We start from the raw sequence: 23539 nt of genomic DNA, 5'->3' as shown, positions 1-23539 counted from the left end.
CTCAGCCCGCCACGTAGAGGATGTCGCTCGTGCCGCGCTCGCCGCCGTTGGAGGGCGAGTTCACCACCTGGCCGTTGAAGTACATGGTCGATGAGCCGCCGCCGTCGAGGTTGTAGGCGGTCGTCGCGCCGAGCGAGAGCATGATGTCGGCGAGCTCGGGCAGCGTCACGCCCTCGCTATAGCCCTCCTGCCGGCCGTCGACGACGACGAAGACGAGGTGGTTGTCGTCGATGACGCCGACCGCCGTGCGGGGCTGGTCGCCCTGGATCGAGTGGTTTCCGACGTTCGTGTCGACCTCGACGCTGTCGATGCCGTCGACCACCTCGCCGTTCTCGACGATCGCGGGCCCGAAGCTGAGGGTGTTCCAGACCCCGGATGCCAGCAGCTCGGCGGCCGTGGTCTGCGTCTCGTCGTACACCTCGACGTGACCGTCGGTGTAGAAGGCGAGGCCCTGCCGGGCGCCCTCGTCGCGATACACCACGCCGTTGCGAATCTCGATACCCGTTGAGCGGAAGCCGTAGTAGTCGCCGTTGATCGCGAACACCGCCCCGTTGGCCGCGGCGATCTCGCTCGTCGTCTGCGTGATGTTCTCGCCGAACTGGTTGTTCGCGAATGCGGAGCGCAGGTCGGTCGCGTCGCCCAGCACGACGTCGGCGACGTAGTAGGTGAGCGTGTCGGTCGTGACCGTCGACACCGTGACCGAGGTCGATCCGTCGCTGTAGCTCATGTCGGTGAGGGTGGCCGAGGCCGTCGCGGTCGCCGTCTCCGTCGGCTCGGCGCTGGCCACCGCGGAGTGCTCCGCTTCGTACGCCGCGACGTCGGCGACCTCCACGTGAGGGACGAGGAAGCGGTTCGCCGCCCACGCCGCGGAACCGCCGGCGACGAGCGCAACCGTCAGTCCGCCTGCGAGAAAGGCGCGACGGGTGACGCGGCGCCTCTTCGCGCGGTTGTCCGTCGGGGCGAGCAGGGGCGAGCGGGTCGGACGGCGCGCCTGTGCCGAAGCGGCTTCGGTCGGGATGTCGGGGGTGTCGTCTGCGGGGTGCATGGCACCAGGAAAGGCGTCGCGCCCTGCCCGCTCCCTCAGGGATGCCTGCCCGGAGCCAAGAGAAGCTATGGATGCCGTATGAGCGGAGCGGCCCCTCCGGTCACAGGTAGCGCCTACCCTGGTGTCGACGAAGGGAGGTGCGCATGTCGCTCATCGCGGTGGCCGCACACCTTCGCGATCCGCGCAGACTCCTGCACCTCGCGCTCCTGAGCGTCATCGTCATCGCCGGACTGCTGGCGATGCACGCACTGAACACCCACAGCACCGCCGCGGGCCACGCCGTGGCCACCGCACACGCTCCGACGGTCGCCCACGGTGCCGCGCCCGACATTGCCGCGTCGCACGAGGGGATGACGGTCGCCCGAGCTGCCGAGTTCGACTCCGTCGTGTCGCATGCGGGGGCGGCGGCCGGCCGAGCTGCCGAGTTCGACTCCGTCGTGTCGCACGGGGGAACGGCCACCGGTCACACTCACGGAGGCGAGCCCACGGCATCCGAGATCGTCTCCGCGCACCCGGCGGCGACGCCGCCCCGGGCCGCCCACGACGGTCACGCCCCGTCGGGCGAGCACACGATGGCCTGGATGACATGCGTTCTGGCGCTGCTCGCCGCGGTGATCGCGTTCGTCGCCGCAGCGGCGATGCGGTCCGAGAGCCTGCGCGTGCTCTTGAGGCGGACGCGACCGTTCTCATGGTCGGTCGTGGCGCACGCGCTCCCGCCGCCCTCACTCACCGTTCTCTGCATCCGTCGCACGTGAGGATGCGCCGGCCCGCTCCGCGCGGGCAGCGCGAACCGCCCGATCACCCTCGGGCCTCATCACCGACCCTGGAGAACACACCATGAAGAACCGTTCCGCGGCGACCGCCGCACTCACCCTCACCGCCCTGCTCCTGCTCGCCGGGTGCAGCGGCGGCGGATCCGACAGCATGCCCGGCATGGACCACGGCGGCGGTGCCACGGCATCCACCTCCGACGACGCCGCTCCCCAGGCCGACGCCACCGAGGCCGACGTCATGTTCACGAGCATGATGATCCCGCACCACCAGCAGGCCGTCGAGATGTCGGACACCCTTCTGGCGAAGGACGGCGTCGACGAGCGCGTCACCGCTCTCGCGACCGAGATCAAGGCCGCACAGCAACCCGAGATCGAGACGATGCAGGGATGGCTGAGCGACTGGGGCGCCGCGCTGACCGACGGTGACGGCATGCACCACGGCAGCGGCATGATGAGCGAAGACGACATGCAGGCGCTCGACGCCGCGTCGGGCAGCGAGGCCGCCCGCCTCTTCCTGTCGCAGATGATCGAGCACCACCGTGGTGCGGTGGAGATGGCGCAGGACGAGATCGATGACGGCTCGAACGCCGATGCCGTCGCGCTCGCGGAGAGCATCGTCGAGACGCAGACGGCAGAGATCGCCGAGATGGAGCAGCTGCTGAGCGAGCTGTCCTGATGCCCGGGTGGGGCGCCGTCTCCGAGCGGACGGCGCCCCACCGCCTCCATCCGATCAGGGCCCTCAGCAACCCCCGGACGTCTTTCCGCTTGCGGCGCTTACGGTGACCGGCGTGACCACCCAGCACCACTCCGTGAACGGACTCGCGTTCCGCTCCTTCTCGACCCGGCGGTCGGGCGCTCCGGCTTACGTGCTCGTCCACGGCATCGGGATGTCGCACCGCTACTACACCCGCCTGCACGTGGCGCTGGCCGAGGACGCCGAGGTGCACGCCGTCGACCTGCCGGGCTTCGGCGGGGTGCCGAAGCCGGGCTGGGTACCCGGCATCCGCGAGACGGCCGATGCCCTCGGCCACGTGCTCGACGAGCTGGGAGTGCGCGACGCCGTGCTGGTCGGGCAGTCGATGGGATCGCAGTGGGTGGTCGAACTCGCGCAGCAGCGACCCGACCTGGCGCGGGGCATCGTCGCGCTCGGGCCGGTGGTCGACAGCGCGCGGCGCCGCGCGCTCACGCAGGCGCTGCTGCTGGCCCGCGACTCCGCGCTCGAGCCGCCGCGACTGAACGGCATCGTCGTCAGCGACTATCTGCGCTGCGGACCCGTTTGGTACGCGCGGCAGGCGGTGCACATGCTGCGGTACCCGATTGAGGACCGGGTGGCGACGCTCGCACCGCCCCTGCTCGTCCTGCGGGGCTCGAACGACCCGATCGCCGCACAGGAATGGGCGGTGCGGCTGGCGGCACGCGCCCCCGACGCCGAGGTCGCGGTCATCACCGGTCACCGACACCTCGCGCACTTCACCGCACCGCGCGAGACGGCGGAGCGGATCCGCGCCGTCAGCTCTCGTGCACGACCGCGGTCAGCTCCGGCAGCAGATCCCGAGCGAGGAACCCCACACCGAGACGTTCGGTGAGGCGGTCGCCGGCGCGCGCATGGGTCCACCCGCCCCAGACGGCCGCGCGTTCGGCATCCATTCCGAGGGCGGCGAAGCCCGTGATCGCTCCCGACAGCACGTCGCCGCTGCCCGCGGTGCCGAGTCCCGAGCCGCCTGGCTCGGCCTGCCAGCAGCGCCCGTCGGGGTGCGCGACCGTTCCGAAGCAGTGCACGACGGCGTCGTAGCGGCGGGCGATGTCTGCGACGTCCGCCTCCCGGTCGTCGCCCAGATCGCGCTCGAGCAGCAGGGCGGCCTCTTCTTCGTTGGCATTGATCAGCAGGTCGGTGGGAAGGATGCCGCGGTCGAAGGTCGGCAGGATGCCGAGGGCGAAGGCGTCGAGCACGAGCCGGTCGATGTCGGCGTCGGCCACGGTCTGCAGCGCCGCGCGGGTGGCATCCGGATCATCGAAACCCGGGCCGAGGAGCACGGCATCCGCGGATTCCAGGGCCGAACGCAGCGCGTCGTCGAGCGGCCCGGAGCCGGCCGGGAGGCCGTAGACACCTGCTTCGGGCATCGCCGGGCCCAGCTGCGGCGCGAGCTCGGCGGGTACGGCGAGACCGACGCGGCCAGCGCCGACGCGCAGCGACGCCTCGGCCGAGAGGAGCACGGCGCCGGGCGAACGCGGCGATCCGCCCACCACGACGACCTGGCCGCGCGACTTCTTCGACCCGCCCGCATCGGGTAGGCCCCATTCGCGCAGCAGTTGCAAGGTGACGGGCTCAGACATCGTCTTCTCCGGAGTGCACGGTGACGTCGGCGCCCTGACTCTCGAGGTGGTCGACGGCCGAGAAGGTGACGAGCTTCCAGCCCTCGTCGTTGTGGACGAGTTCGGTCACCGAGGCGTTGCGCACGGTGTGGCTCGCGGCGAACGCGAGGAGCTTCGCCTCATCGAGGTTCAGCAGGATGTACAGGATCAGCATGATCACGGCGTCGTGCGCGACGACCACGACGGTCGGCGCGGGTCGCTCGAGCGCATCGCGGAAGAACGACCGCAGCCGCAGCGCGACATCGGCCCACGACTCCCCGCCCGGCGGCCGGTGGAAGAACTTGCCCAGGTGGCGCCGGCGAGCGGCTTCTTCCGGGTGAAGCTCCTGCACGCCCTGCCAGGTGAGCAGATCCAGGATGCCGAGCTCCCGGTCGCGCAGTCTCTCGTCGACGAGCGCCTGGGATGCCGTGGGCACGTCGTCCAGCGCGATCGCCAGGGTCTGCCGCGCGCGGCGGTACGGCGACACCCAGTACTCGTCGACGTCGGACGCGACCGAGCGCAGCCAGGTGCCGAGCGCTTCGGCCTGGTCGCGGCCGGTGGGGGAGAGCTCCACGTCGGCGTCGCGGATGTCGAGCGCGATCACCGGGGACCCGGTGCGATCGGCCTCCGACGCCGCCACGTTCCCTTCGCTCTCTCCGTGTCGAATCAGCCAGAGTCGCGTCACTGCCATTGCGCGACGCTAAGACGACGTGCGGCATCGGCGCGCGGGCGTTGACAGCCGAGGCGGCTCCAAGGCAGACGGCGAAGTGGGGATGCCACGAGTCAGGCTGGTCGATTCGGGCTGCGGCGAGGTGTCGGGTGCCGCCCGGTCGGACGCGGCCGCCCCGCACGGGCACGCGAGGCGTCGTCGCCTCGCCTGCCCGGCAGCGGCGTTCCGTTCCCGGGAGTCAGGCCGCGATGCGGATGACGCCGGCGACGATCAGCGTGACGACGGTCGTCCACAGCACGATCGCGGCGGCCTGCCACGCGATCACGCGTACCGGCGGGACTCCCGTCGAGGTGAGCGCGGCCGCGGTGAACTGGGTGGGCAGCAGCAGTGGTCCGAGCAGGCTGACACCGGGGGTTCCGTAGCGGTGGTACGCGCGCTCGAACTTCTGACGGCGGGCGGTGACGGGCTTCTCGGGCGCCCCGCGGCGCGTGGTGACCGCGGTGCGCACCCGCGAGGTCGCCAACACGACGATCGCGACGCAGATGAGGTTGCCGACCGCGCCGGCGATAGCGGCGACGACCGGGTTGATCCCGCCGACGATGCCGATAGCCGCGGCGCCCTCGCCCTCGATGAACGGCACCGCGCCGGCGAGGGCGACGATGACCGGCTGCACGAGATCGGGAACGTCGGCGACCAGGCCCTGAAAGCCGAGGACGAGATCGCTGAGGGGGTTCGACATGACTGCTCCGGGGGGATCGGCCGCGGCGTGTTCCGCGGTGATCCCATCCCACCCATGGCGGGACGCCCGCGGCAGTGTCGCGGTGTCACGACCGCGCGGGAGGATGCGCGGGGCCACCCGTGACGAATGTCACGGCCGTACAGTGGCCGGGGTGAGCACCTCCTCCGCCGCCGCCTACGCCCGCGACGTGCGGGCGACGTGGTGGTACACCGTCGCGTCGATCCTTTCGCTGCAGGTGTTCGGCCTGGGGATCTGGGCGGTGGCCGTGATCCTCGACGGCACGCCGCTGTCGGCGACGCCGTACCTGGTCGGGGCGGCGGGTGCCACGGCATCCGCTGTCCTTCTTCTCCTGCGCTACCGGCGCGAGCCGCTCGACGACGGCGACGCCGTGCGGCCCGGGTGGCTCCCGCTGCTCGTCGGTGTCGCCTTCGGCGCTCTGGCCGGGGCCGCTGCCGGGTCGCTGCTGCTCGCCGTGGCCCTCGCGGCGCAGGCGCTGTGTCTCGTGCGCTGGCGGGTCGGCATCCGGCTGCGCATGGTCGTGCTGCTCATCGGAGTGATCGTCGCGACCTGGATCGTGGATGCCACCCGCCTCAACCCCGACGGTCTCGTCGCCGCCGCGTTCGGACTCGCTCTGTTCATCGCGATGCTTCCTCCGCTGTCGGCGACGTCGCTGTGGTGGTGGGACATCGTGCGCGAGCTCGACCGCGCGCGTCGCGCCGAGGGACGACTCGCCGCCGCGCAGGAGCGCCTGCGCCTCGCGAGCGACCTGCACGACCTGCAGGGACACCACCTGCAGGTGATCGCGCTGCAGCTCGAGCTCGCCGAGAAGATGATGGCGCGTGACCCGGATGCCGCGCTCGAGCAGGTGCGCGCGGCCCGGGTGAGCGTCGACGACGCCCGGCGGGGCACCCGCGATCTCGCCGCGCGGTTCCGCGGAGTGCCCCTGCCCGACGAGCTCGCGAACGCCGCCGACCTGCTCCGCGCCGCCGGCCTGGGCGTCGACCTGCTCGTCGACACCGAGGCCGGCCGGGCGCCTGCCGACGTGCTCGGCCCGGTCGTCCGCGAAGCCACGACCAACGTGCTCAAGCACGGCGGTGGTGGCGCGGCATCCCTCTCCCTCGCCCGTCACGAGGGGTCGTGGGTGCTCGTCGTCGAGAACGACTCCCGCTCCGCCGTAGACGTCGGCGACGGGGCCGGGCTTTCCGGGATCGCCGACCGCGTCGGAGCGGTCGGAGGGACGATGGATGCCGTCCGCCTCGGCGACCGATTCCGTCTCACCGTTCGGGTGCCCGAGGAGGTGGCGGCGTGATCCGCGTGCTGATCGCCGACGACGAGGACATGATCCGCACGGCCCTCGCCGCGTTGCTGCGACTGGAGGACGACCTCGAGGTCGTCGCCGAGTGCCGCGACGGCGAGAGCGCGCTCGCCGAGGCCGAACGTCTACGCCCCGACGTGTGCCTGCTCGACCTCGAGATGCCCGGTCTCGACGGCGTCGACACCGCCGCGCGGATCCTCCGGCGGGTGCCGTCGCGGTGCGTCATCGTCACGCGTCACGCGCGACCCGGAGTGCTGCGTCGGGCGCTCGGAGCCGGCGTCGACGGCTTCCTACCGAAGTCCCGCCCCGCCGATGACGTGGCCGCGGTGATCCGCGAAGTCGCCGCCGGGCGCCGCTACGTCGACCCCGAGATCGCCGCCGACGCCCTGAGCGACGAGCGGAGCCCCCTCACCGACCGCGAGCTCGACGTGCTGCGCGCCGGCGCGCGCGGGGAGACGGTCGCCGAGATCGCGACGGCCCTGCACTTGTCGGCCGGGACGGTGCGCAACCACGTCTCGTCGGTGCTCGGCAAACTCGGCCTGGCGAGTCGGCAGCAGGCGACGATTCATGCGCGCGAGCGGGGGTGGATCTAGAGGGCAGGCCCGGGGCGGCGCACTCGTCGGGGCGACGTCGAGGGCGACGAGAATTCTCGCCCCGCTTCACCCGTGGGCGAAGATGAGCCGCGGAAACCTCTCCGAATCGCGGGTCCCGCTCGTGCGTCGACCGGAGCGACGTGACCGGTCATTAACATGCGGACATGCCCACGACCCCCGCGCGCGAGCCTCGAACAGGCGGTCGTCCGTCGCGTCCAGCGAGCCGCGGACGCCGGGTCGACGTGCGGTACCGCGTCGCGGCCTGGCTCGTGATCACACAGGGCGCAGTCATGGAGATGAGCGCATTCTTCGCGCTTCCTGTTCTCCTGCTTCTGCGCGTCGAGCCGGGCGATGTGGGCGAACACGTCCGCTTCGCGCTGCCGTACTTTCAGGACAACTTGTACCTGCTCATGATCATGAGCGGGATCTTCGGCGTCCTTCGGGTTCTCGGGGGTGTCGGCATCCTGCGTGACCGCCTGTGGGGTCTCGCCGTGACAGCCGTGATGTGCGGGGTGACCCTCGCGCTCATGATCTTCCTGCTTCCGGCAGGGATCTTCGACGGTCTGCTGTCGGGCGGTGCGCTCGTCTTGATCGCATTCGCGTGGTTCGGCTCGCGCACCCTCTCCGCGCGGACGACCACGCGAGCGTCTGAACCGTCCGCCAGCCGCGGCACCGAGAACGACAGGGGCAACCATGGCCATTGACGTGAAGCATCTCAGAAAGAGTTACGGCTCCTTCGAGGCCGTCCGCGGTCTGTCGTTCGAGGTCCCCACGGGGTCGCTCTTCGCCTTCCTCGGTGCCAACGGGGCGGGCAAGAGCACGACGATCGGCTGCATCACCACGATCCTGCGACCCACGTCGGGCACGATCCGCGTGCACGGCCGCGACGTCGTCGACGATCCGAATGGGACGCGCGAGGTCATCGGCGCCGTCTTCCAGCAGTCGGTTCTGGATCCGCTCCTCACGGTTCGAGAGAATCTGGCGACACGCGCCGGCTTCTACGGGTTGCGACGTCGGGAGGCGACCGAGCGGATCCAAGAACTCTCCGAGCTCGTCGGCCTCGACGACTTCCTCGACCGTCGCTACGGCGTGCTCTCCGGAGGACAGAAGCGCCGGGCTGATATCGCCCGCGCGATCGTCCACCGCCCGAGCGTCGTCTTCCTCGACGAACCTACTGCGGGACTCGATCCGCAGTCGCGCGAACAGATCTGGTCGGCGATCGGGGAGCTTCGCGAGACGCGGGCGACGACGGTGTTCCTGACCACCCACTACATGGAAGAGACCGAGCGAGCCGATCAGGTGTGCATCGTCGCCCGGGGAGAGGTCGTCGCCGAGGGGACTCCGGCGCAGCTCCGTTCTTCGTTCAGCCGCAGCGTGCTCACCGTCCGTGCAGCAGACCTGACGTCCCTTCTCGCGCAGTGTCAAGCGCAAGGTCTCGAGGCGGAACACGTCGGCGATGTCGTGCGAGTAGCTGTAGACGACATCGAGCAGGCGAGAACGATCCTTCTCGCCCCACAGATCACAGACTTCGAGTTCCGCCACGGAACAATGGACGACGTCTTCCTCAACGTGACGGGAGGCCGCGCAGCATGAGATCGATCGCGATCCTCACCGGGCGGAACCTCCGCCTCTTCTTCCGAGACCGTGCCGGGGTGTTCTTCTCCCTTCTGTCGGCGCTGATTCTCATCGCGCTGTACGCGCTGTTTCTCGGAAATCTGCAGGTCGACAACCTGACCGAGCGCTTTCCGAACGCCGAGAGCAGCGACATCCCCTGGTTCGTGAACGCGTGGGTGTTCGCAGGCATCACCATGATCACGACCCTGACGACGGCACTCGCAGCCCTCACCGTCTTCGTCGACGATCGGGCCAGCGGACGTTTCAGCGACTTCCTGGTCTCGCCGGTTCGCCGCGTCGAGCTCATTCTGGGCTACCTCTTGTCGAGTTTCGTCATCTCGCTCACGATGACGCTCGTCATCCTCGTCGTGGGGCAGGTCTACCTGTTCACGCAGGGCAGTTCGGTCATGACCGCGAGCGAAGCAGGAGAGGTGCTCGCCTCCGTCGCTCTGTCGAGCGTGGCCTTCGCTGCCATGTCGAGCTTCGTGGTCACCTTCCTGCGCAGCTCCGGCGCCTTCGCGGCACTGTCCACCGTGGTCGGGACGATCATCGGCTTCCTCGCCGGGGCGTACATCCCCGTCGGGACTCTTCCGGACGGCATCGTGAACGGCATCAACGCACTCCCCTTCGCGCAGGCGGCGATGTTGATCCGCGGGCCGATGACCGCGCAGGCGTTGGAGGCGTTGGCCGGCGGCGAGGGTCCGGCGATGGATGCGGTGAAGGCGTTCTACGGGATCTCGGCGCACGTCGGTGACGTCGAGATCACTCCCTGGCTCGCCGTCGCGGTGCTCGTCGTGGTGTTCGTCGTCTTCGCCGCGCTCGGTGCGCGGGCGCTCGCTCACCGCATCCGTTGACGCGAGGTCGCTTCGCCTGGCCGCGCCGAGGTCATTCGCCTCGGCGGCGCCCCCGGCCGCCGTCAGTCGACGACTGCGGCCACCGCCTCGATCTCGACCAGTTGGTCGTCGTACCCGAGAACGGTCACGCCGAGCAGCGTGCTCGGCGCATCGTGCGCACCGAATGCCTCGCGCACGACTCCCCACGCCGCGACGAGGTCGACCTGTCGCGTTGAGGCGACGAGCACGCGCGTATTGATGACGTCGGTGATTTCGGCACCGGCCTCCGCCAGTGCGGTGCGCATGTTCTCCACGCACATCGCCGCCTGCGCCGCGTAGTCGCCGACGCCGACCGTCGCCCCCTCTGCGTCGAGCGGACAGGAACCCGCAAGGAAGATGAGGCGCGCGTTCGCCGGTGCGGTGGCGGCGTAGGCGTATTCCGCGCGTGCGGCGAGGGCGCGGGAGCGGATGAGGGTGACGGCCGACGGCATCGAAGAGACCTTCCGTAACGGGCACCGCCGAGCCTAGCGAGACGCTCTGAATCCGCGGAGCAGGTCGGCGGTGCCGCGACCGCCGCGGGCGCGCGTTCCCGTCGTCATGCACTGGCGGAGGCGGAGACCGATTTCCTGGGGCGCCCCACGGGGGACGAGACAGCAGAGAACGCCGGACTCACGCGCCACATCATCATCGGAATCGTCGTCGGCATGATCCCCGGCCCCGTCCTCGGCACGCTCGTGCCTCGATCGGCGTCGGCTTCGGCATGTCGATCGGGTTGGTGATCGGCATCCTGGGCGCCGTCATCGCGTTGTACTCGGTGCGGCCGAAGAGGGTGGGGACGGCACCAGCACGAGCCTCCCGACGAAGCCGTCGGCGGTGCGCGGCAGATCGCCTGTCTCCATGCGTCGGTGGGCATCGGCGGCATCCGCGAATCCGAGGACCCCACCGACCTGAGCCAAGAGGGGTCGCCCCTCCGCCCAGCGAGCGTTCACCTGTTCTGCGACCTCACGCAGCTCGGAGGCGTCCAGCGCGCTGAGGATGAACCCCACGACCCGCAGCTCGCGCACCTGCAGCGACCACAGGTCGATCTCGGCCGACGTCCGTCCGGCCAGCACGATCACCCGTCCGCGTGGGGCGAGGCGTCTGACGGCGGAGGCCGTGTCCGCGCGACCCGTGGTGTCGATGAAGACGTGGATGCCGTCCGGTCGGCGCTCCGCCACCGCTTCGGCCGCCGACCCCGCGTCGGCGACGACGACCTCGGCGCCCCACTCCTCGAGCGTCGCGACGCAGCGGGCATCGCGGACGACCGCGACCACGTCGGCCCCGGATGCCACGCCCTCCTGCACGAGCGCCGCACCGACCGCTCCGTTGGCTCCGACGACGACGAGCGTCTCGCCGGGCTGCACGCGCGCGCTAAGGTGGAGGGCCGCCACGGCGGTGGTCGCCGGGTGCAGTGACGCGACGAAGGCGACGGGGTCGGCGGCATCCGGAACGGGGTACAGACGATCGCGGTCGACGACGACCAGCTCCGCCGTCGCGCCGGGGCGCCCGGCGTAGCCGGCCGAGCTCGTCCACACGCGGTCGCCTTCACGCAGTCCGCCCACGCCCGGCCCGATCTGGTCGACGACCCCGACCAGATCGCGACCCACCGCGACGGGGAACGCCAGCGGAGTGCTCCAGCGGCCGGATCTCACCAGCGTGTCGACGGCATTTACGGCCACCGCCTCGGTCCGCACGCGCACCTGTCCCGGCCCGGGCACGGGGTCGGGCATCTCGACCCACTCGATGACGGACGGGTCGCCGGTTCGGGAGAAGAAGGCAGCGTGCACGGTGACTCCCGTCGTCGGTTGCGCGTGACGCTACTGCCGACCGGTCGTGGCCGCCAGTTCTCGCGCGACCGCCCATGGCATCCCTCCGTTCGACGGGGCAAGCGTCGGGGGGTTTCACCCCGGTCGGGTAGGGTTGTCGATTGGTGCAGATCTCTTGATATCGAGAGATATTCGCCTTCTCCCACCACCGATCGCCCAGCGAAGGATCATCCGTGGATCTCTACGAGTACCAGGCACGAGACCTGTTCGAAAAGTACGAGGTGCCGGTGCTCGCCGGCATCATCGCCGATACCCCTGAGGAGGCGAAGGCGGCCGCGGAGAAGCTCGGCGGTGTCGTCGTCGTCAAGGCTCAGGTCAAGACCGGAGGCCGCGGCAAGGCCGGCGGCGTGAAGGTCGCCAAGACCCCCGACGAGGCGTTCGAGGCGGCCCAGGCCATCCTCGGTCTCGACATCAAGGGCCACGTCGTCAAGCGCGTCATGGTCGCCGCCGGCGCCCGCATCGCCAAGGAGTTCTACTTCTCGGTGCTGCTCGACCGCGCCAACCGCTCCTACCTCTCGCTCTCCAGCGTCGAGGGCGGCATGGAGATCGAGGAGCTCGCCGTCGAGCGTCCCGAGGCGCTGGCGCGGGTCGAGGTCGACCCGATCGAGGGCATCACCCCCGAGAAGGCGCTCGAGATCGCCAAGGCCGCGAAGTTCGACGACGAGCTGGCGCCCAAGGTCGCCGACGTCTTCGTCAAGCTGTTCAACGTCTACAAGGGCGAGGACGCCACCCTCGTCGAGGTGAACCCGCTCATCCAGAGCGAAGACGGCGACATCATCGCCCTCGACGGCAAGGTCTCGCTCGACGAGAACGCCGGCTTCCGCCACCCCGACCACGAGGAGCTGGAAGACAAGGATGCCGCCGACCCCCTCGAGGCGAAGGCGAAGCAGCACGACCTGAACTACGTCAAGCTCGACGGTCAGGTCGGCATCATCGGCAACGGCGCGGGCCTGGTCATGTCGACGCTCGACGTCGTCGCCTACGCCGGCGAGAAGCACAACGGCGTCAAGCCCGCCAACTTCCTCGACATCGGTGGCGGCGCCTCGGCGACCGTCATGGCCGCCGGTCTCGACGTCATCCTGGGCGACGAGCAGGTCAAGAGCGTGTTCGTCAACGTCTTCGGTGGAATCACCTCGTGCGTCGCCGTCGCCGAGGGCATCGTGAAGGCCCTCGAGATCCTGGGCGACACCGCCACCAAGCCGCTGGTCGTGCGCCTCGACGGCAACCAGGTCGAGGAGGGCCGCCAGATCCTCGCCGCCGCCAACCACCCGCTCGTCACCCTCGCCGCCGGTATGGACGAGGGCGCCGACAAGGCCGCCGAGCTGGCCAACGCGTAAGGGATAGGGAAACAAGAACATGTCGATCTACCTCAACAAGGACTCCAAGGTCATCGTCCAGGGCATCACCGGCGGCGAAGGCACCAAGCACACCGCCCTCATGCTCAAGGCCGGCACCCAGGTCGTCGGCGGCGTGAACGCCCGCAAGGCCGGCACGACCGTCTCGCACACGGATGCCGACGGCAACGACGTCGAGCTCCCCGTCTTCGCCTCGGTCGAAGAGGCCATCCGCGAGACCGGCGCCGACGTGTCGATCGCGTTCGTGCCCCCGGCCTTCACGAAGGACGCGATGGTCGAGGCCATCGACGCCGAGATCCCTCTCCTCGTCGTGATCACCGAGGGCGTGCCCGTCGGCGATACCGCCGAGGCATGGGCGTACGCGAAGTCGAAGGGCGAGAAGACCCGCATCATCGGTCCGAACTGCCCCGGCATCATCACGCCCGGCGAGGCGCTCGTGGGCATCACCCCCGCGAACATCACGGGCAAGGGCCCCATCGGCCTGGTGTCGAAGTCGGGCACCCTGACCTACCAGATGATGTTCGAGCTGCGCGACCTCGGCTTCTCGACCGCGATCGGCATCGGCGGCGACCCGGTCATCGGCACCACGCACATCGACGCCCTCGCGGCGTTCGAGGCCGACCCCGAGACCAAGGCCATCGTCATGATCGGTGAGATCGGTGGCGACGCCGAAGAGCGCGCCGCCGCCTTCATCGAGGCCAACGTCACCAAGCCCGTCGTCGGCTACGTCGCCGGCTTCACCGCTCCCGAGGGCAAGACCATGGGCCACGCCGGCGCCATCGTCTCCGGCTCCGCCGGTACCGCCCAGGCGAAGAAGGAGGCCCTCGAGGCCGCCGGCGTGAAGGTCGGCAAGACGCCGTCCGAGACCGCCGCCCTGATGCGCGAGATCATCGAAGCGCTCTGACGTTTCGTTCGTGAGGGCCCGGATGCCATGGCATCCGGGCCCTTTCGTGTGCCCGGGGTCGTCGGGCGCGCGGGCTGGACGGCTGGCCGCGCGGGCGGCGCGGTTTGGCCGCGAGATGACCGGCGATTCACGAGATGACCCGCGTTTCGCGGGGATGGCGGGTCATCTCGCTGAACGGGGGTCGTCTCGGCGGGTGGCGCGGGCGCTGAGCCAGGGGAAACGCTCGGTTGGCGTCTGAGCGGGTGAGTCGAAGTCCTCGGCAGGGTGAGAACGCCCTGCGATCGGCTGACGTGAGGACGGGAGCTTCGTCGGTCGTCATAGCATCGGCGAAAGTCTCGTCGAAAGGTGCTGATGCGCGTGCTCGGAAACGCTTGGCGACAGCCGAGCCCGCCGCAACGGGTCTTGATCGCCCTCCCTGCCTGCGCGTGCTCGTTGACCGATTCGGCGTCCACACTCCTCGGACAGTCCGCGACGTACTGGTCTGATCCCGCGACCGGTCACGAGAACAACCCGATGTTCGCGTGGCTCCTGCACGCGGGACCGGGATGGTTCATCGTGGGCAAACTCGTCTGGTGCGCTGTCGTCATCGGCGTCGTGACCATGCTCCCCGGCGTCTTGAGCCTTCTCGTCGCGGTCGCCGTCTCGATCGGCCACACCTACGGAGCGCTGACATGGATGATCACCGTCGTGCCGATCCTCGGGTTGTACCCCGTCTTTGCGGTGTTCGGGTTGGCGCCGGTGATGCAGACGGCTCTCTCCCTCCAACCGCGCCGCCGACAGGCAGGGGAAGCCCCGGTGACGCTTACCTAGCGGCCAGCTCGAGCCGGGTCTCGCCCGGATGGTGTGATCCCGTCGCGCGCGGGCCCTTCGCGTCCCCCGCGTGGCGGGCTGCACGGGCGGGCCGGCCGCGAGATGACCGGCGATTCACGAGATGACCCGCGTTCCGCGGCGATCGCGGGTCATCTCGGTGAGCGGGGGTCATCTCGGCGGGGCGCGCGGGTCGCGCGGGGCGCGGGGCAGGGCTCAGCCGAGCAGCGCCTCCACCGGGCCGCGGGCGAAGTAGACGACGAAGCCGGCGGCGACGATCCACAGCAGCGGGCTGACGCGGCGCGCGCGGCCCGACAGGGCCTGGATCAGCACCCAGCTGACGAAGCCCGCGCCGATGCCGTTGGCGATCGAGTAGGTCAGGGGCATCACGGTGACCGTGAGGAAGACCGGGATGAGCACCGAGAGGTCGCTGAGGTCGACGTGGCGGATCTGGCCCATCATGAGCGCGCCGACGATGACCAGCGCGGCGGCGGCGATCTCGGTGGGGACGATGCTCGTGAGCGGCGTGAAGAACATCGCCAGCAGGAACAGACCGCCGGTGACGACGTTGGCGAGGCCCGTGCGGGCGCCCTCGCCGATGCCGGAGCCCGACTCGATGAACACCGTGTTCGACGAGGACGAGGTCGCGCCTCCGGCGACGGCGCCGACGCCCTCGATGATCAGGGCCGAGCGCAGCCGCGGGAAGGTGCCGTCGGGGGCGGCGAGACCGGCCTCGCGGGAGAGGCCGGTCATCGTGCCCATCGCGTCGAAGAAGTTCGTGAAGACGAGGGTGAACACGAGCATGAGGGCGGCGAGCACGCCGATGCGGCCGAACGACCCGAACAGGTCGACCTGGCCCACGAGCGAGAGGTCGGGCAGGCTCACCAGCTGTGCGGGGAGCGTGGGAACGCTGAGGCTCCAGCCGCCGGGGTTGCCGTCGGCGCGGGCGCCCAGGTGCGCCACGGCCTCGACGACCACCGCGATCACCGTGCCCGTCAGCAGGCCGATCAGCAGCGCGGCCTTGACCTTGCGCACGAGCAGCACGGCCGTGATCACGAGCGTGAGCACGAACAAGGCGGTGGGGATCGTGGCGATCGACCCGTTCACGCCGAGGCCGACCGGGGGAGAGCCGAGGCCGGTCGAGGTGACGAGGCCGCTGTCGACGAAGCCGATGAAGGCGATGAAGAGGCCGATGCCGACGGTGATCGCGGTCTTGAGGGCGAGCGGCACGGCCTCGAAGATCATGCGACGAAGGCCGGTGACGGCCAGCAGCACGATGATGAGGCCGTTGATGACGACGAGCCCCATCGCCTCGGGCCAGGTGACCCCGCCGACGATGCCGACCGCGAGGAACGAGTTGATGCCGAGGCCCGCGGCGAACGCGAACGGCAGGCGCGTGACGAGGCCGAACAGCATCGTCATGACGCCGGCGGTGAGTGCGGTGACGGCCGCGACCTGCGGGAAGCCGAGGGCATCACCGGCGACGTCGGGGGTCCCCGACAGGATGATCGGATTCAGGATGACGATGTACGCCATGGTCACGAAGGTGACGACGCCGCCGCGCACCTCGGCGCCGACGGTCGAGCCGCGGGCGGTGATCTCGAAGAACCGGTCGAGGCGGTGCTTCGGCGCGGGGGCAGCGGTGGTCTCGGGAGCGGAACTGCTCATGGGGGCTCCAGAAAAGCGGGGCGGTGGGGGATGACGCCGACGTATCGTGGGAGACATGTCGCTCACAGGAGAGTATCTGCCCAGCACCAGCGAGTGGGCCCGCACCCAGGCCGAGACCTTCGAGGCCTCGGGAGGTCAGGAAGCCGGTGAGCTGCGGGGCGTACCCATCATCGTGCTGACCACTATCGGCGCCAAAACCGGGGGACTGCGTAAAACGGCCCTCATGCGCGTCGAGCACGAGGGCCAGTACGCGGTCGTGGCATCCAAGGGAGGCGCTCCCGAGCACCCCGCGTGGTTCTACAACCTCGTGAAGAACCCCCGCGTCGCGCTGCAGGACGGCGACGTGAAGAAGGAGTACGACGCGCACCAGGCCGAGGGCACGGAGCGCGACGAGTGGTGGGCCCGCGCCGTGGCGGTCTGGCCCGACTACGACGAGTACCAGAAGAAGACCGACCGGCGCATCGAGCTGTTCGTGCTCGACCCCGTCCGCTGACCCATCTCGCGCGCGAGTCGCCAGGTTGTGTCGCTTCCATGCGTGCCGAAGCGACATTTCTTGGTGACTCACGCCCGGAGGGAGAGAGGGGAGGGGGATGCCGGGGCGTAAACCTCACACGAAAAGCACCGGCGCGTGAGAGAAACGTTCGCGGCGGGTAACGCCGAAGCGACGGCGGGGGAAATCTCGGCTGCTTAGCGTCTGAGCATGGCCCGCTCGAATCCCGCAACCGATGCGAAATACGCCGCTGACGCATCCGCAAAGTCCGCCGCCTACGGTGACGGCATGCTCCGCCCCGCGTCGTCCGGCACCGTCGTCGTCGTCGGCGCGGGCATGGTGGCGCACCGCTTCGTCGAGAGCCTGACCAGCCGCGACACCGAGGGTCGCTGGTCGATCACGGTGCTCGGCGACGAGACCCGCCGCCCCTACGACCGCGTCGGCCTCACCGGCATCTTCAACGGCAAGACGCCCGACGACCTCGCTCTGGACCCGGCCGTGCTCGACCACGAGCGGGTCTCGGTGCACACCGACGCGCGTGTCACGAAGATCGACCGCACCAGCCGCATCGTCACCACCGCGGCCGGCTCCACCTACGGCTACGACCGTCTCGTGCTCGCCACCGGTTCCTACGCCGCCCGCCTCGCGCTCGACGGCTTCGACCACCGCGGTTGCTTCGTCTACCGCACGCTCGACGACGTCGCCGGTATGCGCGAGTGGGTCGCCACGCGGTCGGCCCAGCTCGGTCGTCCCCTCCGCGGCGCCGTCGTCGGCGGGGGCCTGCTCGGCCTCGAAGCAGCCGGTGCGCTGCAGGCCGAGGGCGTGTCGCCGTTCGTGCTGCAGTCCAACGAGCGACTCATGTCGGCGCAGCTCGACCTGGGCGGCGCGAAGGCGCTGCAGCGGCTCATCGAGGCGCGCGGCATCGAGGTGCGCACGCAGTCGGTGACAACCCGGGTGGATGCCGACACCTCCGGCGCTGTGATCGGCCTCGAGCTGCGCGACGGCACGTGGGAGGCCGTCGACATCGTCGTGTTCACCGTCGGCGTCCGCCCCCGCGACGAGCTGGCCCGCGCTGCGGAGCTCGCCGTCGACGCCCGCGGCGGCGTCGTCATCGACGCGAACTGCGACACCTCCGACCCCTCGATCCTCGCGATCGGCGAGGTCGCGAGCTTCGACGGGCAGGCGATCGGTCTCGTCGCCCCCGGTTACGCGATGGCCGAGGTCGCCGCCACCCGTCTCCTCGGCGGCGAGGCCGCGTTCGACGGGTTCGACACTTCGGCCAAGCTGAAGCTCTCGGGCGTCGAGGTCGCGAGCTTCGGCGACGCCTTCGCCGAGACGCCGAACGCCCTCGACGTCACCTATGCCGACCCGATCTCGGGCGTCTACAAGAAGCTCGTGCTCAGCGACGACGCGCAGACGCTGCTCGGTGGCATCCTCGTCGGCGACGCCTCGGCGTACACGTCGTTGCGCCCCCTCGTCGGCCGCGCGCTCGGCGGCGACCCGGCGGCCTACCTCATGCCGTCCGACCTCGCCCCGGCCCCGCAGGGTGACCTTCCCGACGACGCCATTGTCTGCTCGTGCAACGGCGTCACCGCCGGCACCGTCCGCGGGGCCGTCACCGAGCACGACTGCGCGGATGCCGCCGAGGTCAAGGCCTGCACGAAGGCGGGCGCGGCGTGCGGCTCGTGCTTCACGCTCGTGAAGAAGCTCGTGGCGACCGAGCTCGCGGCATCCGGAAAAGAGGTCTCGAACGGGCTGTGCGAGCACTTCGCGTTCACCCGCGCGCAGCTCTTCGACGCCGTGCGCATCTCCGAGCTGCGCACCTTCACCTCGATCGTCGAGCGCTTCGGAACGGGCCGCGGCTGCGACATTTGCAAGCCGGCGCTCGCGAGCATCCTGGCGAGCCTCTACTCGGAGCACGTGCTCGACGGCGAGCTCGCGACGATGCAGGACACCAACGACCACGTCATGGCGAACATCCAGCGCGACGGCACGTACAGCGTCGTCCCGCGCATCGCGGGTGGCGAGATCACGCCCGAGGGGCTCGTCGTGATCGGCGAGGTCGCCCGCGACTTCGGGCTCTATACGAAGATCACCGGCGGCCAGCGCATCGACATGTTCGGCGCCCGCCTCGAGCAGCTGCCCGCGATCTGGAAGCGTCTCGTCGACGCCGGCTTCGAGTCGGGTCAGGCGTACGGCAAGTCGCTGCGCACGGTCAAGTCGTGCGTCGGGCAGACGTGGTGTCGCTACGGCGTGCAGGACTCGGTCGGCATGGCCGTGCAGCTCGAGTTGCGCTACCGGGGCCTGCGCTCGCCGCACAAGATCAAGTTCGGCGTCTCGGGCTGCGCGCGCGAGTGCGCCGAGGCCCGCGGCAAGGACGTCGGCGTCATCGCGACCGAGGCCGGCTGGAACATGTACGTCGGCGGCAACGGCGGCTTCACGCCGCGCCACGCGGTGCTCTTCGCCGAGGGTCTCGACGACGACGGGCTGCTGCAGGCGATCGACCGCTTCCTGATGTTCTACATCCGCACCGCCGACCGCCTGCAGCGCACGGCTCCCTGGATGGAGGACTACGAAGGCGGCATCGAGGCGCTCAAGGGCGTCGTGTTCGACGACACGCTCGGTATCGCGGAAGACCTCGACCGCGCCATGGCCGCCCACATCGACAACTACGAAGACGAGTGGGCCGCCACCCTCGCCGACCCCGAGAAGCTCAAGCGCTTCCAGAGCTTCGTCAACGCCCCCGACAAGGCCGACCCCACTCTCGCGTACGTCGCCGAGCGCGGGCAGCCGCGCCCCGCCACGGCGGAGGAGCGCTCGTCGGGCGCCGTGTTCATCGGCGGCACGACGCTGGCGGTGCGCTCATGACCATCCTGGATGCCACGACCGACGTCACGAGGACGGATGCCATGACCACGGATGCCGAAAGCCCCGCCGTCGACACCCCGACACCGGCCGCCGCCGACTGGGTGCGGATCTGCCGCGTGGACGACCTGCTCGTCGAGCGCGGCGCCGCCGCCCTCCTCGGCGGCCGGCAGATCGCGCTGTTCCGCACGTACGACGGCCGGCTGTACGCCACCGACCAGATCGACCCGTTCAGCGGCGCGGCGATCATGTCGCGCGGCATCGTCGGCGATCGCGCCGGGGCTCCGACCGTGGCCTCCCCGATGTACAAGCAGGTCTTCGATCTGCGCACCGGCATCTGTCTCGACACGCAGGGCAAGGAGCCGCTCTCGCTCGGCGTCTACCCCGTCGCGGTCAGCGACGGCGACGTGCTCGTAAAGATCGACGGAGGCGCGTCGTGATCGCGCTCGCCGGACTCGACCTCACCGACCGTCTGGTCGTGTGCGTGGGCGGGGGACAGGTCGCCGAGCGCCGCATCGCGCGGCTGCGCGCGGCCGGCGCACGGGTGCGCGTGGTCGCCCCCGAAGCGACCGACGGCCTCCGCGCGCTCGCCGCAGCGGGCGACATCGAATGGCTCGCGCGCCCGTTCCAGGCGTCCGACCTCGACGACGCCTGGTTCTGCCACACCGCGACCGGTTCGGCATCCGTCGATGCCCTCGTGGTCGACGCCGCCGAGGCGCGGCGCGTGTGGTGCGTCAACGCCGGGCACGGCGGCAAGGGCAGCGCACGCCTCGCCGCCGAGACCACGAGCGGCGACGTGATGGTGGGGGTCGTCTCCACCGCCGGCGCCGACCCCCGCCGCAGCGTCGCCGTGCGCGACGCCATCGCCTCGCGCCTGGCCGAAGGCGCCCTTCCGCTCCGCCGCCGACGTCGCACACCCGTGGGGGGTGTTGCGCTCGTCGGCGGCGGCCCTGGCCCGGTCGATCTGCTGACCGTCCGTGCTCGCGCCCTCCTCGCCGAGGCCGACGTGGTCGTGCACGACCGCCTCGGACCGACCGGAGTGCTCGCCGAGCTGGGCGACGACGTCGAGCTCATCGACGTCGGTAAACGGCCCCAGCACCACCCCGTGCCGCAGGACGAGATCAACGCGATCATCGTGGACCGCGCGTCGAAGGGCCTCCGGGTGGTCCGCCTGAAGGGTGGCGACCCGTTCGTCTACGGCCGCGGCGGCGAAGAGGTCGTCGCGTGCCGGGCCGCCGGCATCCCCGTCGAGGTCGTGCCGGGCATCTCGAGCTCTATCGCAGTGCCCGCGGCCGCCGGAATCCCCGTCACGCATCGCGGTGTGGCAGGTACCCTGCATGTCGTGAATGGTCAGGAGACGCCGAGCGAGGCGACACTCGCCGCCCTCCGCGACGACAGCGCCACCGTCGTCGCGCTGATGGGCGTGAGTGCGTTGCCCCGCTTCGTCGCCGCCGCCCGCGCTGCGGGCGCCCCCGAGACGCGTCCCGTCGCCTTCGTCGAGAACGGGCACACGCCCGCCCAGCGCACGATCCGCACGACCCTGGGCACGGCGATCCAGGATGCCGAGACCCACCGCCTCGCCAACCCGGCGGTGCTGGTGTTCGGCGAGGTCGCCCGCGCCGACCTGCTGCTGCCGGTGGCCGTCGCCCAGAGCGAGGGGATCGGGTGACCGCACCCCCGCGGACGATCAGCACGGTGCTGCAAGGCTGCACCGTGCTGCTTCCCGTCGACCGGCGGTCGGGGGAGCTGTCGGCCGCACTCGAGCGACACGGCGCCCGCGTGCGCGTCGCGCCGGCTCTCACGATCATTCCGCACGTCGACGACGAGGAGCTCATCGCGCAGACGGGTCGCCTCGTCGATGATCCGCCCGACGTCGTCGTCGCCACGACGGGCGTCGGCTTTCGCGCCTGGATGGAGACCGCCGACGAGGCGGGGCTGCACGACGACATCAGTGCGGTGCTGCAGCGGGCGCGCATCGTCGCCCGCGGTCCCAAGGCGCGCGGGGCGATCCAGCAGGCCGGGTTCGAGGCCGATTGGGTCGCCGAGAGCGAGACGGCGGCCGAGCTGCGCGACTTCCTCGTCGCCGAGGGCATCGACGGCATGCACGTCGCCGTGCAGCACCACGGCTCCGGCGCGGACGGCCTCGACGAGGCGTTCGAGGCGGCGGGCGCCCGCGTGACCAGCCTCACCATCTACCGGTGGGGTCCGCCGCCCGACGCCGAGGTGGTCGCCACCTCCACGCGTCAGGTCGCCCGGGGCGAGGTCGACGCCGTGCTGTTCACCTCGGCGCCCGCGGCACGCGAATGGATCCTCGCCGCCGAACGTGCCGACGCGCTGGAGGGTGTGGCATCCCGCGCCCGGGACGGCCGGGTGCTCGTCGCCGCTGTCGGTCCGATCACCGCCGGCCCCCTTCGCGAGGTCGGGATCGACCCTCTTGTTCCCGACCGAGGACGCCTGGGTGCGCTCGTGCGTTCGGTGGTGACGCATTACGGCGGTCCCGAGGCGCCGGTGATCCGCACGACCGCGGGGCGACTCGGCATCCGGTCGTCGGGGATCGTGCTCGACGGGGAGTTCCTTCCGCTGCCGCGGACCGGCGTCGAGATCCTGCGCGCGCTCGCCCGCCACCCCGGCGCCGTCGTGTCTCGTGCCGACCTGATCGCCGCCCTGTCGAACGCCGAGGCCAGCGGACACGCGGTGGAGGTGGCCGTGGCCCGCACGCGCGAGGCGCTCGCGGGGCTCGACCTGATCCGCACCGTCTACAAGCGCGGTTATCGGCTCGACGTGATCGACGAGGAGGACTGATGACCGCGGTACTGATCGCCTGCGCCCATGGCACCCGTTTCGAGGAGGGACGTGTCGTCATCCGGGCTCTGCTCGACGTGTTGCGCGACACCGCGCCCGAGGGCGTCGAGGTGCTCGAGGCCTACGTCGACGTGCACGGCCCGTACGTTTCCGACGTGGTCGCCGAGGCGCGCTCGCGCACGGACGACATCGTCATCGTCCCGCTGCTGTTGTCGACGGGCTACCACACCGAGGTCGACCTGGTGGAGGCCGCCGACGGTTTTCCGATCGCCCGCGCGCTCGGCCCCCACCCGGTGCTGGCTGAGATCCTCGTCGATCGCGTCCGCGCCGCCGGTGCCGATGCGACCGACACCGTCGTGCTCGCCGCGGCCGGCTCCACCCGTCCCGGGGCCGTCGTGGACGTCGAACGCATGGCACAGCTGATGACGGATGCCGGGATCTCCGGCCCCGTCGTGACGGCGTACGCCGCGGCATCCGAACCCCGCATCCCGGATGCCGTCGACACGGCGCGCACCGCCGGGCAGCGGACGGTGGCCGCCAGCTACGTGCTGGCCCCCGGACACTTCTCTCGGGTGATCGAGAAGGCGGAGGCCGACCTGACGTCGGCGCCGATCGGCGCCGACCCGCGCCTGGCCGCCGTCGTGTGGGAGCGCTGGCGGTGCGCGCGCGGGGCCCGCGTCCGGTGTGCAGGGTGCGACTCGCGTTGCCCCTTCGGCGGCCGCGGGGCGGGGGAGTCGCTCGACGCGACCGAGCGTGCCGCCGTCGCCGGTGGCTGAGCCTGTCGAGGCCGCCGGGCGTGCGTCGGCGCCGGGACCACCGACCCCGTCGCGGTCCGTTCCGCGGGGCTCG

The 23539-nt window shown here is 70.8% G+C and carries 24 protein-coding genes; 17 read left to right on the top strand and 7 right to left on the bottom strand.

Annotated features, from left to right (window positions below):
* Position 1 precedes the first annotated feature (1 nt).
* On the bottom strand, positions 2 to 1045 hold the full coding sequence (locus QE392_RS17045) for a phosphodiester glycosidase family protein (protein WP_307453799.1): 1044 nt from the start codon (positions 1043 to 1045) through the stop codon (positions 2 to 4).
* Between the two features lie 143 nt (positions 1046 to 1188).
* On the opposite strand from QE392_RS17045, the gene QE392_RS17040 reads away from it, so the two are divergent.
* From QE392_RS17040 to QE392_RS17030, 3 genes are all read left to right on the top strand, one after another.
* Complete coding sequence (locus tag QE392_RS17040) at positions 1189 to 1800, top strand: hypothetical protein (RefSeq protein WP_307453798.1); 612 nt, start codon at positions 1189 to 1191, stop codon at positions 1798 to 1800.
* 82 nt (positions 1801 to 1882) lie between these two features.
* On the top strand, positions 1883 to 2494 hold the full coding sequence (locus QE392_RS17035; RefSeq protein WP_307453795.1) for a DUF305 domain-containing protein: 612 nt from the start codon (positions 1883 to 1885) through the stop codon (positions 2492 to 2494).
* A 112-nt stretch (positions 2495 to 2606) separates the two neighbouring features.
* Entirely contained in the window at positions 2607 to 3404 is a 798-nt protein-coding gene (locus tag QE392_RS17030) for an alpha/beta fold hydrolase (protein WP_307453793.1), read from the top strand.
* Here QE392_RS17030 and QE392_RS17025 read toward each other — a convergent pair.
* The 3 genes from QE392_RS17025 to QE392_RS17015 form a co-directional block, all read right to left on the bottom strand.
* Positions 3328 to 4152, bottom strand: a complete 825-nt coding sequence (locus QE392_RS17025; protein WP_307453790.1) for an ADP-dependent NAD(P)H-hydrate dehydratase — start codon at positions 4150 to 4152, stop codon at positions 3328 to 3330. The genes QE392_RS17030 and QE392_RS17025 overlap by 77 nt on opposite strands.
* Positions 4145 to 4861 carry a histidine phosphatase family protein gene (locus tag QE392_RS17020; RefSeq protein ID WP_307453788.1) on the bottom strand — a complete coding sequence of 239 codons (717 nt, stop codon included), beginning with the start codon at positions 4859 to 4861 and terminating at the stop codon, positions 4145 to 4147. The genes QE392_RS17025 and QE392_RS17020 overlap by 8 nt, the downstream gene beginning before the upstream one ends.
* 217 nt (positions 4862 to 5078) lie before the next feature.
* Complete coding sequence (locus QE392_RS17015) at positions 5079 to 5579, bottom strand: small multidrug efflux protein (protein WP_307453786.1); 501 nt, start codon at positions 5577 to 5579, stop codon at positions 5079 to 5081.
* A 151-nt stretch (positions 5580 to 5730) separates the two neighbouring features.
* Between QE392_RS17015 and QE392_RS17010 the strand changes: the two genes are divergently transcribed.
* The 5 genes from QE392_RS17010 to QE392_RS16990 all read left to right on the top strand — a co-directional run bounded on the left by QE392_RS17010 (position 5731) and on the right by QE392_RS16990 (position 9955).
* Positions 5731 to 6888 carry a sensor histidine kinase gene (locus QE392_RS17010; RefSeq protein WP_307453785.1) on the top strand — a complete coding sequence of 386 codons (1158 nt, stop codon included), beginning with the start codon at positions 5731 to 5733 and terminating at the stop codon, positions 6886 to 6888.
* Positions 6885 to 7487: a response regulator transcription factor gene (locus QE392_RS17005; protein WP_307453783.1), complete on the top strand. Its 603-nt coding sequence runs from the start codon at positions 6885 to 6887 to the stop codon at positions 7485 to 7487. The genes QE392_RS17010 and QE392_RS17005 overlap by 4 nt, the downstream gene beginning before the upstream one ends.
* A 164-nt stretch (positions 7488 to 7651) precedes the next feature.
* On the top strand, positions 7652 to 8191 hold the full coding sequence (locus QE392_RS17000; protein ID WP_307453781.1) for a hypothetical protein: 540 nt from the start codon (positions 7652 to 7654) through the stop codon (positions 8189 to 8191).
* A 1-nt stretch (position 8192) separates the two neighbouring features.
* Positions 8193 to 9080, top strand: a complete 888-nt coding sequence (locus QE392_RS16995) for an ABC transporter ATP-binding protein (RefSeq protein WP_307453780.1) — start codon at positions 8193 to 8195, stop codon at positions 9078 to 9080.
* A complete protein-coding gene (locus tag QE392_RS16990; RefSeq protein ID WP_307453777.1) occupies positions 9077 to 9955 on the top strand; it encodes an ABC transporter permease in 879 nt (292 codons plus the stop codon). The genes QE392_RS16995 and QE392_RS16990 overlap by 4 nt, the downstream gene beginning before the upstream one ends.
* A gap of 62 nt (positions 9956 to 10017) precedes the next feature.
* On the opposite strand, the gene QE392_RS16985 is transcribed toward QE392_RS16990, so the two are convergent.
* The gene (locus QE392_RS16985; RefSeq protein ID WP_307453776.1) at positions 10018 to 10425 is read right to left on the bottom strand and encodes a RidA family protein; all 408 of its coding nucleotides are present in this window, start codon (positions 10423 to 10425) and stop codon (positions 10018 to 10020) included.
* Positions 10426 to 10731: 306 nt separating this feature from the next.
* Positions 10732 to 11760: an alcohol dehydrogenase catalytic domain-containing protein gene (locus QE392_RS16980; RefSeq protein WP_307453774.1), complete on the bottom strand. Its 1029-nt coding sequence runs from the start codon at positions 11758 to 11760 to the stop codon at positions 10732 to 10734.
* 212 nt (positions 11761 to 11972) lie between these two features.
* On the opposite strand from QE392_RS16980, the gene sucC reads away from it, so the two are divergent.
* From sucC to QE392_RS16965, 3 genes are all read left to right on the top strand, one after another.
* Positions 11973 to 13136 (top strand): ADP-forming succinate--CoA ligase subunit beta, encoded by a 1164-nt coding sequence (gene sucC, locus QE392_RS16975; RefSeq protein WP_307453772.1) that lies wholly within the window; start codon positions 11973 to 11975, stop codon positions 13134 to 13136.
* A gap of 19 nt (positions 13137 to 13155) precedes the next feature.
* Entirely contained in the window at positions 13156 to 14058 is a 903-nt protein-coding gene (sucD, locus tag QE392_RS16970) for a succinate--CoA ligase subunit alpha (RefSeq protein ID WP_307453770.1), read from the top strand.
* A 432-nt stretch (positions 14059 to 14490) separates the two neighbouring features.
* The gene (locus tag QE392_RS16965) at positions 14491 to 14868 is read left to right on the top strand and encodes a hypothetical protein (protein ID WP_307453768.1); all 378 of its coding nucleotides are present in this window, start codon (positions 14491 to 14493) and stop codon (positions 14866 to 14868) included.
* A 213-nt stretch (positions 14869 to 15081) separates the two neighbouring features.
* On the opposite strand, the gene QE392_RS16960 is transcribed toward QE392_RS16965, so the two are convergent.
* Complete coding sequence (locus QE392_RS16960) at positions 15082 to 16533, bottom strand: NCS2 family permease (RefSeq protein ID WP_307453765.1); 1452 nt, start codon at positions 16531 to 16533, stop codon at positions 15082 to 15084.
* Between the two features lie 55 nt (positions 16534 to 16588).
* On the opposite strand from QE392_RS16960, the gene QE392_RS16955 reads away from it, so the two are divergent.
* The 6 genes from QE392_RS16955 (at position 16589) to QE392_RS16930 (ending at position 23466) form a co-directional block, all read left to right on the top strand.
* Positions 16589 to 17026 carry a nitroreductase family deazaflavin-dependent oxidoreductase gene (locus QE392_RS16955; RefSeq protein WP_307453761.1) on the top strand — a complete coding sequence of 146 codons (438 nt, stop codon included), beginning with the start codon at positions 16589 to 16591 and terminating at the stop codon, positions 17024 to 17026.
* Between the two features lie 285 nt (positions 17027 to 17311).
* Positions 17312 to 19891: a nitrite reductase large subunit NirB gene (gene nirB, locus QE392_RS16950; protein WP_307454185.1), complete on the top strand. Its 2580-nt coding sequence runs from the start codon at positions 17312 to 17314 to the stop codon at positions 19889 to 19891.
* A 41-nt stretch (positions 19892 to 19932) separates the two neighbouring features.
* The gene (nirD, locus tag QE392_RS16945) at positions 19933 to 20328 is read left to right on the top strand and encodes a nitrite reductase small subunit NirD (protein WP_307454184.1); all 396 of its coding nucleotides are present in this window, start codon (positions 19933 to 19935) and stop codon (positions 20326 to 20328) included.
* A complete protein-coding gene (cobA, locus tag QE392_RS16940; protein WP_307453758.1) occupies positions 20325 to 21557 on the top strand; it encodes a uroporphyrinogen-III C-methyltransferase in 1233 nt (410 codons plus the stop codon). Before nirD ends, cobA begins: the two co-directional genes overlap by 4 nt.
* On the top strand, positions 21554 to 22690 hold the full coding sequence (locus QE392_RS16935; RefSeq protein ID WP_307453756.1) for a uroporphyrinogen-III synthase: 1137 nt from the start codon (positions 21554 to 21556) through the stop codon (positions 22688 to 22690). The genes cobA and QE392_RS16935 overlap by 4 nt, the downstream gene beginning before the upstream one ends.
* On the top strand, positions 22690 to 23466 hold the full coding sequence (locus QE392_RS16930) for a sirohydrochlorin chelatase (RefSeq protein WP_307453753.1): 777 nt from the start codon (positions 22690 to 22692) through the stop codon (positions 23464 to 23466). Before QE392_RS16935 ends, QE392_RS16930 begins: the two co-directional genes overlap by 1 nt.
* The last annotated feature ends 73 nt before the right edge of the window (positions 23467 to 23539 follow it).

Origin of the sequence: Microbacterium proteolyticum, from assembly GCF_030818075.1 — a bacterium.
GTDB lineage: Bacteria > Actinomycetota > Actinomycetes > Actinomycetales > Microbacteriaceae > Microbacterium > Microbacterium proteolyticum_A.
Note: the sequence above shows the minus strand (reverse complement) of the source record. Positions and strands in the feature narration are given on the sequence as shown.